10 protein-coding genes, 1 tRNA gene and 1 other RNA gene are annotated in these 14177 nt (G+C 55.8%); 11 read left to right on the plus strand and 1 reads right to left on the minus strand.

Annotated features, from left to right (window positions below; genetic code table 11):
- Positions 1 to 10 precede the first annotated feature (10 nt).
- Positions 11 to 1405 (plus strand): carbohydrate porin, encoded by a 1395-nt coding sequence (locus JEM67_RS00955; protein ID WP_013811005.1) that lies wholly within the window; start codon positions 11 to 13, stop codon positions 1403 to 1405.
- A gap of 3 nt (positions 1406 to 1408) precedes the next feature.
- On the opposite strand, the gene JEM67_RS00960 is transcribed toward JEM67_RS00955, so the two are convergent.
- Positions 1409 to 2008: an HD domain-containing protein gene (locus tag JEM67_RS00960; protein WP_199636419.1), complete on the minus strand. Its 600-nt coding sequence runs from the start codon at positions 2006 to 2008 to the stop codon at positions 1409 to 1411.
- A 111-nt stretch (positions 2009 to 2119) separates the two neighbouring features.
- Between JEM67_RS00960 and JEM67_RS00965 the strand changes: the two genes are divergently transcribed.
- The 10 genes from JEM67_RS00965 (at position 2120) to dppA (ending at position 14079) form a co-directional block, all read left to right on the plus strand.
- Positions 2120 to 2584 (plus strand): MarR family winged helix-turn-helix transcriptional regulator, encoded by a 465-nt coding sequence (locus tag JEM67_RS00965; RefSeq protein WP_199636420.1) that lies wholly within the window; start codon positions 2120 to 2122, stop codon positions 2582 to 2584.
- A 158-nt stretch (positions 2585 to 2742) separates the two neighbouring features.
- A complete protein-coding gene (locus JEM67_RS00970) occupies positions 2743 to 3168 on the plus strand; it encodes an organic hydroperoxide resistance protein (RefSeq protein ID WP_004950797.1) in 426 nt (141 codons plus the stop codon).
- A 223-nt stretch (positions 3169 to 3391) separates the two neighbouring features.
- On the plus strand, positions 3392 to 5086 hold the full coding sequence (gene eptB, locus JEM67_RS00975; protein ID WP_013811008.1) for a kdo(2)-lipid A phosphoethanolamine 7''-transferase: 1695 nt from the start codon (positions 3392 to 3394) through the stop codon (positions 5084 to 5086).
- Between the two features lie 251 nt (positions 5087 to 5337).
- Positions 5338 to 5928: a transcriptional regulator UhpA gene (uhpA, locus tag JEM67_RS00980; protein ID WP_006316823.1), complete on the plus strand. Its 591-nt coding sequence runs from the start codon at positions 5338 to 5340 to the stop codon at positions 5926 to 5928.
- The gene (uhpB, locus tag JEM67_RS00985; RefSeq protein WP_199636517.1) at positions 5928 to 7469 is read left to right on the plus strand and encodes a signal transduction histidine-protein kinase/phosphatase UhpB; all 1542 of its coding nucleotides are present in this window, start codon (positions 5928 to 5930) and stop codon (positions 7467 to 7469) included. The genes uhpA and uhpB overlap by 1 nt, the downstream gene beginning before the upstream one ends.
- Positions 7470 to 7564: 95 nt before the next feature.
- Entirely contained in the window at positions 7565 to 8896 is a 1332-nt protein-coding gene (locus JEM67_RS00990) for an MFS transporter (RefSeq protein WP_199636421.1), read from the plus strand.
- 119 nt (positions 8897 to 9015) lie between these two features.
- Positions 9016 to 9092 (plus strand) — tRNA-Pro (locus JEM67_RS00995).
- A 182-nt stretch (positions 9093 to 9274) separates the two neighbouring features.
- Positions 9275 to 9403, plus strand: a non-coding RNA gene (locus JEM67_RS01000) — RtT sRNA.
- A 776-nt stretch (positions 9404 to 10179) separates the two neighbouring features.
- On the plus strand, positions 10180 to 11871 hold the full coding sequence (locus tag JEM67_RS01005) for a glycosyl hydrolase family 18 protein (RefSeq protein ID WP_199636422.1): 1692 nt from the start codon (positions 10180 to 10182) through the stop codon (positions 11869 to 11871).
- 600 nt (positions 11872 to 12471) lie between these two features.
- Positions 12472 to 14079: a dipeptide ABC transporter periplasmic-binding protein DppA gene (gene dppA, locus JEM67_RS01010; RefSeq protein WP_013811013.1), complete on the plus strand. Its 1608-nt coding sequence runs from the start codon at positions 12472 to 12474 to the stop codon at positions 14077 to 14079.
- Positions 14080 to 14177: the final 98 nt, after the last annotated feature.

Consider the following 14177-nt stretch of genomic DNA (forward strand, 5'->3'; position numbering starts at 1 on the left):
AAATATAATAATGAAATATCCATTACCTCACACCGGGACACTCGCGGCACTGCTGCTGTTTTGCAGTAGCGTGCAGGCGGAAACGCTGCAAACCGGCAAAGACGTCGAAGCGCCAACCGCCAAATGGGATGGCGTGGCGCTCGGTTTCGAACCGCCTTCGCCAGGGTTGCTGGGCGATATGCTGGGGATCAGACCGATCCTCGAAGATCAGGGTTTTCACTATAACCTCGGCTATCTCAGCCAGCTGTCGTATAACGCCGGCGGCGGGTATAACCAGGATAAGCAGGCTTCGTATATCGATCAGTTCTCGTTGACCTTCAGTCAGGATTTGCAGGCGCTGACCGGCATCCCGGACGCGGCCATTGAGGGCAATATCGTTAACCGCAACCACGACAATAACCTGACGCGCGATCGTTTGCAGGATCCGCGCGCCAATCCGACCGATCTGTCGCAGGAAAGTTATGGCGGCCAGTCGATCACCCGGCTGGGCTGGCTGACCTTCAGCCGCAGTTTTCTCGATCGCCGGCTGCAGTGGCGCGTCGGCATGATGAACAAGGTGCAGGATTTCGATCAGATCATTCCCTGCGATTTCCAGACGCTGGCGCTGTGCGGCGGCAAGTCCGCCAACTCGCTGACCTGGTATAACTGGAACGTGCACTACTGGGGTACCACCCTGCAGTACAAACTGACCGACGGGCTGACGTTCAAAACCGGCGTGATGGAGCAGAACCCGAACGCCACGAGCCGCGGCCATGCCTGGAGCACCACCACCAAGGGCAGCAAGGGCTTTTTACTGCCGATGGAACTGGAGCTGAAAACCAACGCGGTCAATCAGTTGCCGGGGGTGTACAACATTGGTGTCCTGTTCACCAACGCCAGGCAGCAGGATCTGTATGAAGGGGTTTCCGGTGGCGCGGGCGCGACCGATCCGAACGGGTATCGTAGCCACAACCGCACCTGGTTCCTGTACAGCGGTTTTAACCAGCAGGTGACGCGCCACCGTGATGACGCCAGCCGGGGGTTGAGCCTGTTCTACAGCCTGGGGCTGGCGGATCAGCGCACCAACTATATGCACTATTCCACCTCGACCGGCATTCGCTACCACGGCCTGTTCGACGCGCGGCCGGACGACTGGCTGGGGCTGGGGGTTTCTATGGTCAAGCTGAGCGATCATTACCGGGATAATCAGCGTTATATGAATCAAATCAACAACGTTACCGATTATCAGGATCCCAACTATCGCCCGGTGCCGGGGCATTCGGTGACGGCGGAGCTGTTCTATCGTTTCAACGTCACCCCTTGGTTACAGTTGCAGCCGGGTCTGCAATATTGGCATCACCCGGCGGGCGTCAGCGAAACGCAGGACGCCTGGGTGACGGCGTTGAAAACGGTGGTCACGTTCTGACGGCTACGCTGCATCGCTTTCCCGGTAACGCTGGCGCGCATGTTCGAACCAGCTTGCCGGGACGTTATGCGGCGGCAACTGGAGCCTGGTCAGCCCTTGTTCGACGATATGGCTGGCCTGTCGCCACAGTGTCGGGTCGCCTTCGGTCAGCACTTCCAGCAGCCGCTGTTTTTCAATCAGATAGGTTCGGGCAAAGTGGCTGTCGTATTCCAGCAGCGAACGGGTGTTGTCGATCAGGTCCGCCAGTTTGATGGTTTTAGCCTGCGGCGAGGCGCCGGCGCTGTGCCGCCGATCGCGGTTTTTGCGTTCAAAGCGGTTGCCGCCACTGGCGCCGCTGACGTTGGTCAGCATGCCCACCAGTTCAGCGACCTGCGGCCCAAAATGGCTTGCGATATCCCCGAGGGTGGTCGGCGTGTCTTCCACCGTGTCATGCAGCCAGGCGGCGGCCAGCATCGCTTCGCTGTGCGGTACGCTGCTGACGATCTCCATCACCGCCTGCGGGTGAACAATGTAGGGGTCATTGGTGTATTTGCGGCGTTGATCGATCGCCGCATGCGCTTTGGTGGCGTAGCGGCGCGCACGTTCTACCAGTGTGGTTGTCATATCCTTTCCCTCCGCACAGCACCCTGCTGTGGCATCCCCTGCATTAAAAAATGTAGCACATCGCGTAAAAAATAGTTTGCGATTACATCGTGCACTATCTATATTTACCACATGAAAACCAAAGACACCGAACAACCCACTGCGAAAAACCTGCTGCTGCTCGACCAGCAGATGTGCTTTGCCCTGTACTCCGCCAACCTGGCGTTGAACAAGGTGTACCGCAAACTGCTGAGCCAACTCGAACTCACCTATCCGCAATATCTGGTGATGTTGGTGCTGTGGGAGCGAGATGAAATCAGGGTAACGGACATCGGTGAACGGCTGTTTCTCGATTCCGCCACTCTGACGCCGTTGCTGAAGCGGCTCGAGACCGCCGGTTTGCTGGTGCGTTACCGCGCCACGGCTGATGAGCGACAGGTGATCATCGCCTTAACCGATAACGGCCGCGCGCTGCGTGAAAAAGCGCAGGCGGTGCCGGAAGCGGTGATGTGCGCCACCGATTGCAGCCTCGACGAAATAGTGAATATCAAGCAGCAGCTGGAGAAGCTGCGCGGCAAGCTGATCGACCAGATTTGATGGCCAGTGCCAGAAGCACGATCGCCGATCGTGCACTACACTGAGTTAAGCGCACAATATAAGTAGTGTACGATTTAATCGTGAAAGATAGAGCAGTGACGGAGTTCAGCCAACTGAATCCGATGTCATACCTCCAACCCGGAAATAAGGAACGATTTATGTCCATTGAAAAAGTTGTTTACCGCGCTCATGCAACCGCCACCGGTGGCCGCGATGGCCGTGCGACCTCATCCGATGGCGTGCTGGATGTAAAACTGGGCGTGCCGAAAGAAATGGGCGGCGCGGGCGGAGAAGTCACCAACCCGGAACAGCTGTTTGCCGCCGGTTACTCGGCCTGCTTCCTTGGCGCGCTGAAGTTTGTCGCGGCGAAAGAAAAAGTGAAGATCCCGGCCGAGGCCAAAATCGACGGTACCGTCGGTATCGGTGAAATCCCCAACGGGTTCGGCATCGAAGTGCAACTGGATATCACCCTGCCGGGCATTGAACGCAGCGTAGCCGAAGACCTGGTGAAAAAAGCCCATGTGGTGTGCCCATACTCCAACGCCACCCGCGGCAATATTGATGTAACTCTTAACGTTAAATAACGTTTTTGCCGACACCACGGAAAAAATGGAGGGGAAACCCTCCATTTCACCTTCTGCCCCGCACTTATCTTCATCACAAAAAACGGCAAAAAATGCCTGTTTTTTGAGAATTCACTTGATTATTGCCCTCAAAATAGCGCTTATTGCCGATCGGCTGAACCTGCAGCCGCATCCAATGTCTGACTGATTCAGAACTGTTAAAGCTCCGGAGCCACCGCGTTACATGAACAAAGTTAAATCGCTATCACAGCAGAATTTATCGTTATTGTTAGCGATTTATATCGGCATCTTTTTGAACCTTTCCGTTTTTTATCGTCGTTTTGATTCGTTTTCGCACGGCATTCAGGGCATTAAGGTTATCTCTGCGGTCACTGAAGTTATCGCTATCGTTCTGTTCACCTTCTTCATTATGCGGCTGGTATCGCTGGGCGGCCGGCTGTTTTACCGCATTATCGCTTCGCTATTGGTGCTGATTTCCGTTGCCGCCAGCTATTACATGACGTTCTTCAACGTGGTGATTGGCTATGGCATCGTCGTTTCGGTGATGACCACGGATATCGACCTGTCGAAAGAAGTGGTCGGGATGCATTTCGTCCTGTGGATGGTGGTGCTCAGCGCATTGCCGCTGCTGTGCATCTGGAAAAACAACCTGCGCTACACGCTGATCGAACAGCTGAAAACCCCCGGACACCGGGTGAAACCACTGATGGTGCTGGTGGCGGTGGTGGCGTTGGTCTGGTTGCCGCTGCGCATGCTGGACAAAGAGCAAAGCGCACAGGAAAAAATCACTAACGTCGATCTGCCCAGCTACGGCGGCGTGGTGGCGCATTCCTACCTGCCATCCAACTGGATCTCGGCGCTGGGGCTGTTTGCCTATACCCGCTACGACGAAAGCCTGGATCAGGCCAACTTGTTCGATCCGGCCAAGAATTTTACCTATGTACCGCCGGCGGATATCGATGACACCTACGTGGTGTTCATCATTGGTGAGACCACGCGTTGGGATCACATGGGTATTCTCGGCTATGACCGTGATACCACGCCAAGGCTGTCGCAGGAGAAAAACCTGGTGGCGTTCCGCGGTGAATCCTGCGATACCGCCACCAAACTGTCGCTGCGTTGCATGTTCGTGCGCGAAGGCGGCACGTCGGACAACCCGCAGCGCACGCTGAAAGAACAAAACGTGTTTGCAGTGCTGAAAAACCTGGGCTTCACCTCAGAGCTGTTCGCCATGCAGAGCGAGGTCTGGTTCTACAACAATACCGAAGTGGACAACTATTCGTTCCGCGAGATGATCGCCTCCGAGAAACGCAACGACGGCAAATCGGTCGACGACATGCTGCTGGTGGACGAAATGAAAGAATCGCTGTCGCGTTACCCGAAAGGCAAGCATATGGTGATCTTGCACACCAAAGGCTCGCATTATCTCTATTCGCAGCGTTATCCGCGCAGCTACGCGCGCTATCAGCCGGAATGTATCGGCGTTGACGACTTCTGCTCCAAAGATCAGTTGGTTAACGCCTTCGATAACTCGGTGCTGTATACCGACAGCTTTATCGCCAATGTGATCGACCAGGTGCGCGAGAAGAAGGCGATTGTGTTCTATTCGTCCGATCACGGCGAGTCGATAGGCGAGAATTCACACCTGCACGGCACGCCGCGCGAAATGGCGCCGCCGGAGCAATTCCGCGTGCCGATGATGGTATGGGCCTCCGACAAGTTCCTGGAAGACCCGCAGCATCGCAGCGCGTTTGAGCAATTGCAGGCGCAGCAGCGTATCGGCAAGACCCACCGTCACGTCGAGCTGTTTGATACCATTCTCGGTTGCCTCGGTTACACCTCGCCGGATGGCGGCATCGTGGATAAAAACAACTGGTGCAACATCCCGCAGGAAAAAGCGGCGGCGACCCCGCTGTAATTCCCCATGCCGGGCGCGGCTGCGCCCGGCGTTAATATCCCCGTCATACTTGAAGCTGCATCTGTGTTGGCTGTGCCCGTGCACCTCAGTCACTTAGTTTACTAAGCGCCTGGGGATGAACGGTCTTGCCGCCTTGATGCAACGCCAATTATTTTGGGGATGTATTATTTTCAATACGCCTCCCTCTTCAATTCATCCGGCTCAGGCTTGCGGTATACTTGCGCACTTTCCCCCTCGGACCGGAGATTTCCATGACCCTGCGCGTGGCGTTTATTGACGATCATGACATTGTGCGATCGGGCTTTGTACAACTGCTGTCGCTGGAGGCGGATATTCAGGTGGTCGGGGAGTTCAGCAGCGCGGCTCAGGCGCGCGCCGGCTTGCCGGGCCTGGAGGCGGAAATCTGCATCTGCGACATTTCGATGCCGGACGGCAGCGGGCTGGATTTGCTGGCGGACATTCCCTCCGGGATCCGGGTAGTGATGTTGTCGATGCATGACAATCCGGCGCTGGTGGAGCTGGCATTGGAGCGCGGCGCCTGCGGTTTTTTGTCCAAGCGCTGCAAGCCGGAAGATTTGATCACCGCAGTGCGCACCGTCGCCAGCGGTGGCGTGTACCTGATGCCGGAAATCGCCCAACAGCTGGCGCGGGTGAAGGTCGATCCGCTCACTCGCCGCGAACGCGAAATCGCGCTGCTGCTGGCGCAAGGGCAGGAAGTGCGGGAGATCGCCGTTGCACTGGGGCTGTCGCCGAAAACGGTGCACGTGCATCGCGCCAATTTGTTCGCCAAGCTGGGCATCAATAACAACGTCGAACTGGCCAAGCGGATGCTGAACCTGTGATGCAACGCTTGATCACCCAGTTGGCGCTGTTCTTTATCTACGCCACCAGCGCCTTTTGCCTGTGGGGCATAGGTACGGCGCTGATCGACCCGCCGTGGCAGGCGCTGTTGCTGTTCCCGTTCGGTCTGCGGATGGGCATTTTGCTGCAAAGCCCTTACCGTTTCTGGCCAGGGATTTTGCTGGCCGATCTGCTGCTGATGGTGTTGCTGGCGGATCAGTTCGGCTATGGCCCGGCGCTGTGGGCTTCGGTCGTCGTGCTGGTGCTGACGGTGCTGCTCAGCCTGCTGGCTTCCCCCTGGTTGTTGCGCCATCAGCAAAGCGACAGTGAATGGCAATGGCCGCTGTTGCAGGGCGCGGTAGTAGCGGCGGCGGCCCTGTTGCAGGCCATGGTGTGGCAGCTGGTGAACGGCGAGGGCGCGCGTGCGCTGCTGCTTGGCCTGGCGGGTGGTTTCACCATTGCGCCGACCTGCCTGCTGCTGTGGCACTATCTGGCGCGGCAAATCTGGGTGCCGCTTGAACCGGGCCTGATCCATAAACCGGTGACGCTGCGTCTGCGTCATCTGGCCAGCTATCTGCTGCTGTTTGCGCTCAGTATCTGGTTGCAGCAGCAGGTGAACGCTGCCGAGCTGCGCCGCTTCGCGCCGTTCTGCCTGGCTATTCCGATTGTCTTTATGTCCTACCGTTATGGCTGGCAGGGCGCGCTGCTGGCGACGCTGCTCAACGGCGTGGTGCTGGTGGCCAACGAGCCGCCGCAGCCTGAATCACACCGCGATCTGCTGCTGTCGCTGTTGGCCCAGAGCCTGACCGGCCTGTTGCTCGGTGCGGGCATCCAGCGCCAGCGCGAACTGAACCAGCAACTGCGATTGCGGCTGACGGAAAACCGTCAACTGGCGCGTGCGCTGGTCACCGCAGAGGAACAGACCCGGCGTGAGGTGGCGCGGGAGCTGCATGACGAGGTCGGCCAGACCATCACCGTCATCCGCACCCAGGCCAGCATCGTTAAACGCCTGGCGCCGCAGCCGCAGGTGATTGGCTGCGCCGAAGTCATAGATACGCTGGCGCTGCGGGTCTATGACGGCGTGCATGACGTGCTGACCCAGCTGTGGCCGGCGGCGTTGAATAACCTGCCGCTGTCGGCGGCGGTGGCGGCGATGCTGCGTGAATCATTGCCGCAGGATGCCTCGCTGGTGAGCGTGATGCAGTGGCAGGTGCCGGATGAGTTGCTGGACGAGACGCTGAAGATCACGCTGTATCGGGTGTGCCAGGAGGGGGTGACCAACGTCTGCCGCCACGCGGCCGCCAGCCGGATTGAGCTGGATGCGCGTCTTAGTCGTCGCAAAGGGCGGCCGCCGCAAATCCTGCTGACCATTCGCGATAACGGCGTGGGTATCGATCTGGCCAGCCACGAGCCGGGCTACGGTCTGCGTGGCATGCAGGAGCGCATCAGTGCGCTGGGTGGCCGGTTGCGGCTGACGTCAGAGCAGGGCACCTGTTTGAATGTGATCTTACCCACAGTTTCACTGACAGAGGGGCAAAACTAGGAAATACTCCTAGCCGCGTCGGGAATCCGGCGTAAGCCATTCGCGCACGCGCGCAGCATGATAGCGGCACTTTTCCCCTTCTTCTGAGGTTTCACATGTGGTCTTTCCTTAAAAGCCGCCAGGATGTGCCGCAGGTCACCGATCAAAAACAGATCGATGCCAGCTATAAATACTGGCGTATCCAACTGATGTGGACGATGTACATCGGCTATGCCGCGTTTTACTTCACGCGCAAAAGCTTCAACTTCATCATGCCGGCAATGCTGAGCGATCTTGGCCTGACGATGTCCGATGTCGGCATCCTGGGCACGCTGTTTTACATTACCTACGGCTGTTCGAAGTTTATCTCCGGTATGATCAGCGATCGCTCGAACCCGCGCTATTTCATGGGGTTGGGCCTGATCATGACCGGGATACTCAACATCTTCTTCGGTCTCAGCTCTTCGCTGATGATGCTGGGCACGTTGTGGATCCTCAATGCCTTCTTCCAGGGCTGGGGCTGGCCGCCGTGCTCCAAAATTCTTACCAGTTGGTACTCGCGCTCCGAGCGCGGTGGCTGGTGGGCTATTTGGAACACCTCGCACAACTTTGGCGGCGCGCTGATCCCGCTGCTGGTCGGCTTTATCTCACTGCACTTCAGCTGGCGCTACGGCATGATCATTCCGGGCATCATCGGTGTGGTGCTGGGCCTGCTGATGTGCTGGCGCCTGCGTGACAAGCCGTCCACCATGGGCCTGCCCAGCGTCGGCAAATGGCGCAACGACGCCATGGAGCTGGTGCAGGAATCGGAAGGCCAGGGGCTGACCAACCGGGAAATCATCAAGCGCTATGTGCTGACTAACAAGTACATCTGGCTGCTGGCGGTCTCTTACGTGCTGGTGTACATCGTGCGTACCGCGATCAACGACTGGGGTAACTTGTACCTGACGCAGGAAAAAGGCTACACGCTGATGACCGCCAACTCGGCGATCTCGCTGTTCGAAGTGGGCGGATTTATCGGCTCGCTGGTGGCGGGGTGGGGCTCTGACAAGCTGTTCCGCGGCAATCGTGGGCCGATGAACCTGATCTTCGCCATCGGTATCTTCCTGTCGGTGGCGGCGCTGTGGATCATGCCGGGCGTTACCTTCCTGTTGCAGGCTGCCTGCTTCTTTGCCATTGGCTTCTTCATCTTTGGCCCGCAGATGCTGATCGGCATGGCGGCGGCGGAATGTTCGCACAAGGATGCCGCTGGCGCGGCGACCGGTTTTGTCGGCTTGTTCGCTTACCTTGGCGCAGCGTTGTCCGGCTATCCGATCGCCCGGGTGATGGAAATCTGGCACTGGAACGGTTTCTTCGTGGTGATTTCCATCGCCGCCTGCCTGTCCGCGCTGTTCCTGTTGCCGTTCCTGCGCGCCCAGTCGCTGGCGCTGAATACCGCCAAGGCATAACGCAAAAGCGCTGCACAGGCTCTGGCGCAGCGTTTTATGCCGTTTTTATCGCCACTTGACGGGCGCGATTGAAAAAGTCATTGACGCCTATGATGGCCGGCAGTAACATGCGCCCCCATCGGCGAGTAGCGCAGCTTGGTAGCGCAACTGGTTTGGGACCAGTGGGTCGGAGGTTCGAATCCTCTCTCGCCGACCACATTTAAGAAACCTGCTTTTTAAGCAGGTTTTTTTTCGCCTGTTGTTCAAGAGGATGAGAACCTCCGAAGGAGGTTTGAGGTTGATGACAACGTTGCCTTTGAGCCCGAGATACCCGGGCCTAGCGCACCGAGGGGCGCTCCGGCGGCAAGCCGCTACGACCCCTTCGGTACACTCTCCCTAATAACGGGCTTTGTTGGCAGTCTGTAACCTCCGAAGGAGGTTTGAGCCGAGCGTAGCGAGACCACGTTGCTTTAGCAACGGCCCGCAGGGCAAGCATCGAAGATGCGCGTAATCCTCTCTCGCCGACCACATTTAAGAAACCTGCTTTTTAAAGCAGGTTTTTTTCGGCTGCAGTTTGTGCCGTTCAGGCGGCCTTACCGAACACGAATTCGAAATGTATTTCGTCGTAAGGGAACACAATCTTCGTACCTTTCTTCTCTACAACACAGGCATTCAGTAGCGCTTGAACATCCGTATGCACAGCGTTGAAATCCCGGCTTACCCGCCTGGAAAGTTCGCGGATTGACATCGCCTCAGCCCCGGTGATTATCTCTGATAAGCGCCATGCGGTTAGTGTTCAGCAAAATATAGGTCATTGTTTCGATATCTGGAAATGTCAGCACGCTTCCCATATCCGTGCCAGATAACGCTTTGGAAAAATCGGTTTTAAGCCTGTTCGGCAGGCAGTACATTTACCATCAGAATGCTCATTGCGGCCTCCTTAGCTGGTTTACTTCACTAACAAATTTATTTTGATGTCAACGATGACATCAATTCCATAAAAAACATTCATCCTTTCTCACTAATTAATTTACTCTCCTTATTCCTGGCTACTTCTGTTATTCATATTTAAATAAATTCACCGTTGCCCAATAAAACCCGGTTGATAGCGCTATTGTGTTGTCGGCAGTTTTATCTATAGTCTGAATACATACAGCGGAAGTAATTAATTCCCGCTGTGTGGCAAGATATTTAATGTTTTTTACTTTAATCGGCCAAGATTATTGCGGAATTATTTTTCTCCGGCAATAGGCGGCCGTCATTAACTCTTTTACGTTTATCCTCTAGGAATAAAGGAATCAGTTATGCGCAAATTTAATAAACCGCTGTTGGCGTTGCTGATCGGCAGCACGCTGTGTTCTGCGGCGCAGGCCGCCGCGCCGGGCAAGCCCACGCTGGCCTGGGGCAATACCAAATTCGCCATTGTCGAGGTTGATCAGGCTGCGACGGCTTATAATAATCTGGTGAAAGTAAAAACCGACGCGGATGTTTCCGTTTCATGGAATTTATGGAATGGCGATACCGGTACCACGGCAAAAGTGTTATTAAACGGCAAGGAAGTCTGGAGCGGTGCGTCAACCGGCGCTTCGGGCACGGCAAACTTTAAGGTGAATAAGGGCGGCCGTTATCAAATGCAGGTGGCATTATGCAATGCCGATGGCTGCACTGCCAGCGATGCGACAGAAATTGTGGTAGCGGATACCGACGGCAGCCATTTGGCGCCGTTAAAAGAACCGTTGCTGGAAAAAAATAAACCTTATAAACAAGACTCCGGAAAAGTCGTCGGTTCTTATTTCGTTGAATGGGGCGTTTATAACCGTAATTTCACCGTCGACAAAATTCCGGCGCAGAACCTGACGCATTTGCTGTACGGGTTTATCCCGGTCTGCGGCGGTGACGGCATTAACGACAGTCTGAAAGAGATCGAAGGCAGTTTCCAGGCGCTGCAACGTTCCTGCCAGGGCCGCGAAGACTTTAAAGTGTCGATCCACGATCCGTTTGCCGCGCTGCAGAAAGGGCAAAAAGGCGTCACCGCCTGGGATGACCCCTACAAAGGCAACTTCGGTCAGTTGATGGCGCTCAAACAGGCGCGCCCCGATCTGAAAATCCTGCCGTCTATCGGCGGCTGGACGCTCTCCGACCCGTTCTTCTTTATGGGCGATAAGGTGAAGCGAGATCGCTTCGTCGGTTCGGTGAAAGAGTTCCTGCAGACCTGGAAATTCTTTGACGGCGTGGATATCGACTGGGAATTCCCGGGCGGAGAGGGGGCTAACCCGAAACTGGGCAGCGCGCAGGACGGGGCGACCTATGTGCAGTTGATGAAAGATCTGCGTGCCATGCTGGATCAGCTTTCGGCGGAAACCGGTCGTAAGTATGAGCTGACCTCCGCCATCAGCGCCGGTAAGGACAAGATCGACAAAGTGGATTACAACACCGCGCAGAACTCGATGGACCACATCTTCCTGATGAGTTACGACTTCTATGGCGCTTTTGATCTGAAAAACCTGGGCCACCAGACCGCGCTGAAAGCGCCGGCCTGGAAACCGGACACGGCTTACACCACGGTTAACGGCGTCAATGCATTACTGGCGCAGGGCGTGAAGCCGGGCAAAATTGTGGTGGGTGCGGCCAAGTACGGCCGTGGCTGGACCGGCGTGAGCGGTTACCAGAACAACAATCCGTTTACCGGCACCGCCACCGGACCGGTGAAAGGCACCTGGGAAAATGGCATCGTGGATTACCGTCAAATCGCCAACGAGTTTATGAGCGGCGAATGGCAGTACAACTATGACGCCACCGCAGAAGCGCCTTATGTGTTCAAGCCGTCTACCGGCGACCTGATCACCTTCGACGATCCGCGCTCGGTGCAGGCGAAAGGCAAGTATGTGCTGGATAAGCAACTGGGGGGATTGTTCTCTTGGGAAATTGACGCCGACAACGGGGATATTCTGAACAATATGAATACCAGCCTGGGCAATAGCGCCGGCACGCAATAATTCGGTTGTAGCACGTCGCCGGGGGATATCCTTTCGCCCCCGGCTTTTTGACAGACGAAAGTTTTTTTTCGCCGCACAGTTTGTGGCGCCATAGCGCTCAAAAAGGACAACGTCGCCTCACCCTTTCGAGTAAGTAATCAGCATTTCGTCCTGTTTTTAACGCAGATAACAAAAATAACCGTTCAGATATTCATCATTCGGCAACAAACTTTTTTAGTTTTTTCTCGGAGTTAAATACCAATAATTTTCCACAGAGCAGCCTAACGAGCTAAAAATGATCGTATAGCATAATTTTTAATGCTGTAAGTGTTAAAAAAAGGTTTTTTTATGTTTGTTTGCTGTTTCTCACAGTCTGTGTAAATCCCCACTGGTTATATTGACGACACCCCAAACAGTTGGCAATTTGGTAGTCTCAGGGGTAAGAGCTAGAGTTGTTTGAGTGAATTCCACGCGCTCAGACGCCCCGCCGGGATACGTTCCCCCCGGCTCTCACGCGCGATTATCCCTTCAGCCTTCGGGCACTGACTGCACAGGCCGTGCAATAAAAAATATAGGGTCTGGCAGTAATACACACATCACATCACATAACGGAGCACAGCGATGACAAGTTCCTTGGGAAAAACAGGGATTCTGAAATTCGGGATTGGGCTGATTGCGTTGACCGTAGCGGCCAGCGTGCAAGCCAAAACGTTGGTTTACTGTTCTGAAGGGTCCCCGGAAGGGTTCAACCCGCAGTTGTTCACCTCGGGTACCACCTATGACGCCAGCTCGGTGCCCATCTATAACCGTTTGGTCGAATTCAAAATCGGCACCACCGAACTGGAGCCGGGCCTGGCCGAAAAATGGGACGTCAGCGAAGACGGCAAAACCTACACTTTCCACCTGCGTAAAGGTGTGAAGTGGCAGAGCAGCAAAGATTTCAAACCGACCCGCGATTTTAACGCCGACGACGTGGTGTTCTCGTTCGAACGCCAGCTGGACGCGAATAACGCCTATCACAAAGTCTCCGGCGGTAGCTATGAGTACTTTGAAGGCATGGACATGCCGAAGCTGATCGCAAAAATCGAGAAAGTGGACGATAACACTGTGCGCTTCGTGTTGAACCGCCCGGAAGCGCCGTTCCTGGCCGATCTGGGCATGGACTTCGCATCCATCCTGTCAGCCGAATACGCCGATAACATGATGAAAGCCGGCACGCCGGAAAAAGTGGACCTGAACCCGGTCGGTACCGGCCCGTTCCAGCTGCTGCAATACCAGAAAGACTCGAAAATCCTGTACAAGGCGTTCGAAGGCTACTGGGGCACCAAGCCGAAGATCGATCGTTTAGTCTTCTCCATTACGCCTGACGCTTCCGTGCGTTACGCCAAACTGCAGAAAAACGAGTGCCAGGTAATGCCGTACCCGAATCCGGCTGACATCGCTCGCATGAAGCAGGACAAAACCATCAACCTGATGGAAAAACCGGGGTTGAACGTCGGCTACCTGGCGTTCAACGTCGAGAAAAAACCGCTGGATAACCTGAAAGTGCGTCAGGCGCTGACCCTGGCGGTCAACAAGCAGGCGATCATCGACGCGGTGTATCAGGGTGCAGGCCAGGCGGCCAAGAACCTGATCCCACCGACCATGTGGGGCTATAACGACGCGGTGAAGGATTACACTTACGATCCGGTCAAGGCCAAAGAACTGCTGAAAGAAGCCGGCATGGCTGACGGTTTCGCCATCGATCTGTGGGCGATGCCGGTACAGCGTCCGTATAACCCGAATGCGCGTCGCATGGCTGAAATGATCCAGAACGACTGGGCGAAAATCGGCGTGAAAGCCAAAATCGTGACCTATGAGTGGGGTGAATACCTCAAGCGCGCCAAGGCGGGCGAACATCAGACGGTGATGATGGGCTGGACCGGTGACAACGGGGATCCGGATAACTTCTTCGCCACGCTGTACAGCTGCGCTGCAGCGAAAGACGGCTCCAACTACTCCCGCTGGTGCTACAAGCCGTTTGAAGATCTGATTCAACCGGCGCGCGCCGAACCAAACCACGACAAACGCGTAGAACTGTACAAACAGGCTCAGGTCGTGATGCACGATCAGGCTCCGGCGCTGATTGTTGCCCACTCCACCGTTTATGAGCCCGTGCGTAAAGAAGTGAAAGGCTACGTCGTGGATCCGCTTGGCAAGCATCACTTTGAGAATGTCTCTCTAGATTAATTCTGGCCCTTCGGCCGGGGTGCACAAAAGGACTTGGCAGGGGCGCAACAGGTTGCGCTTCTGCTGAGTCGTCCCCGGCGTATGGCATCAGGGTTGTT

The sequence above is a fragment of the Serratia sp. PAMC26656 genome (assembly GCF_016469055.2).
GTDB classification, from domain to species: Bacteria; Pseudomonadota; Gammaproteobacteria; order Enterobacterales; family Enterobacteriaceae; genus Serratia; species Serratia plymuthica.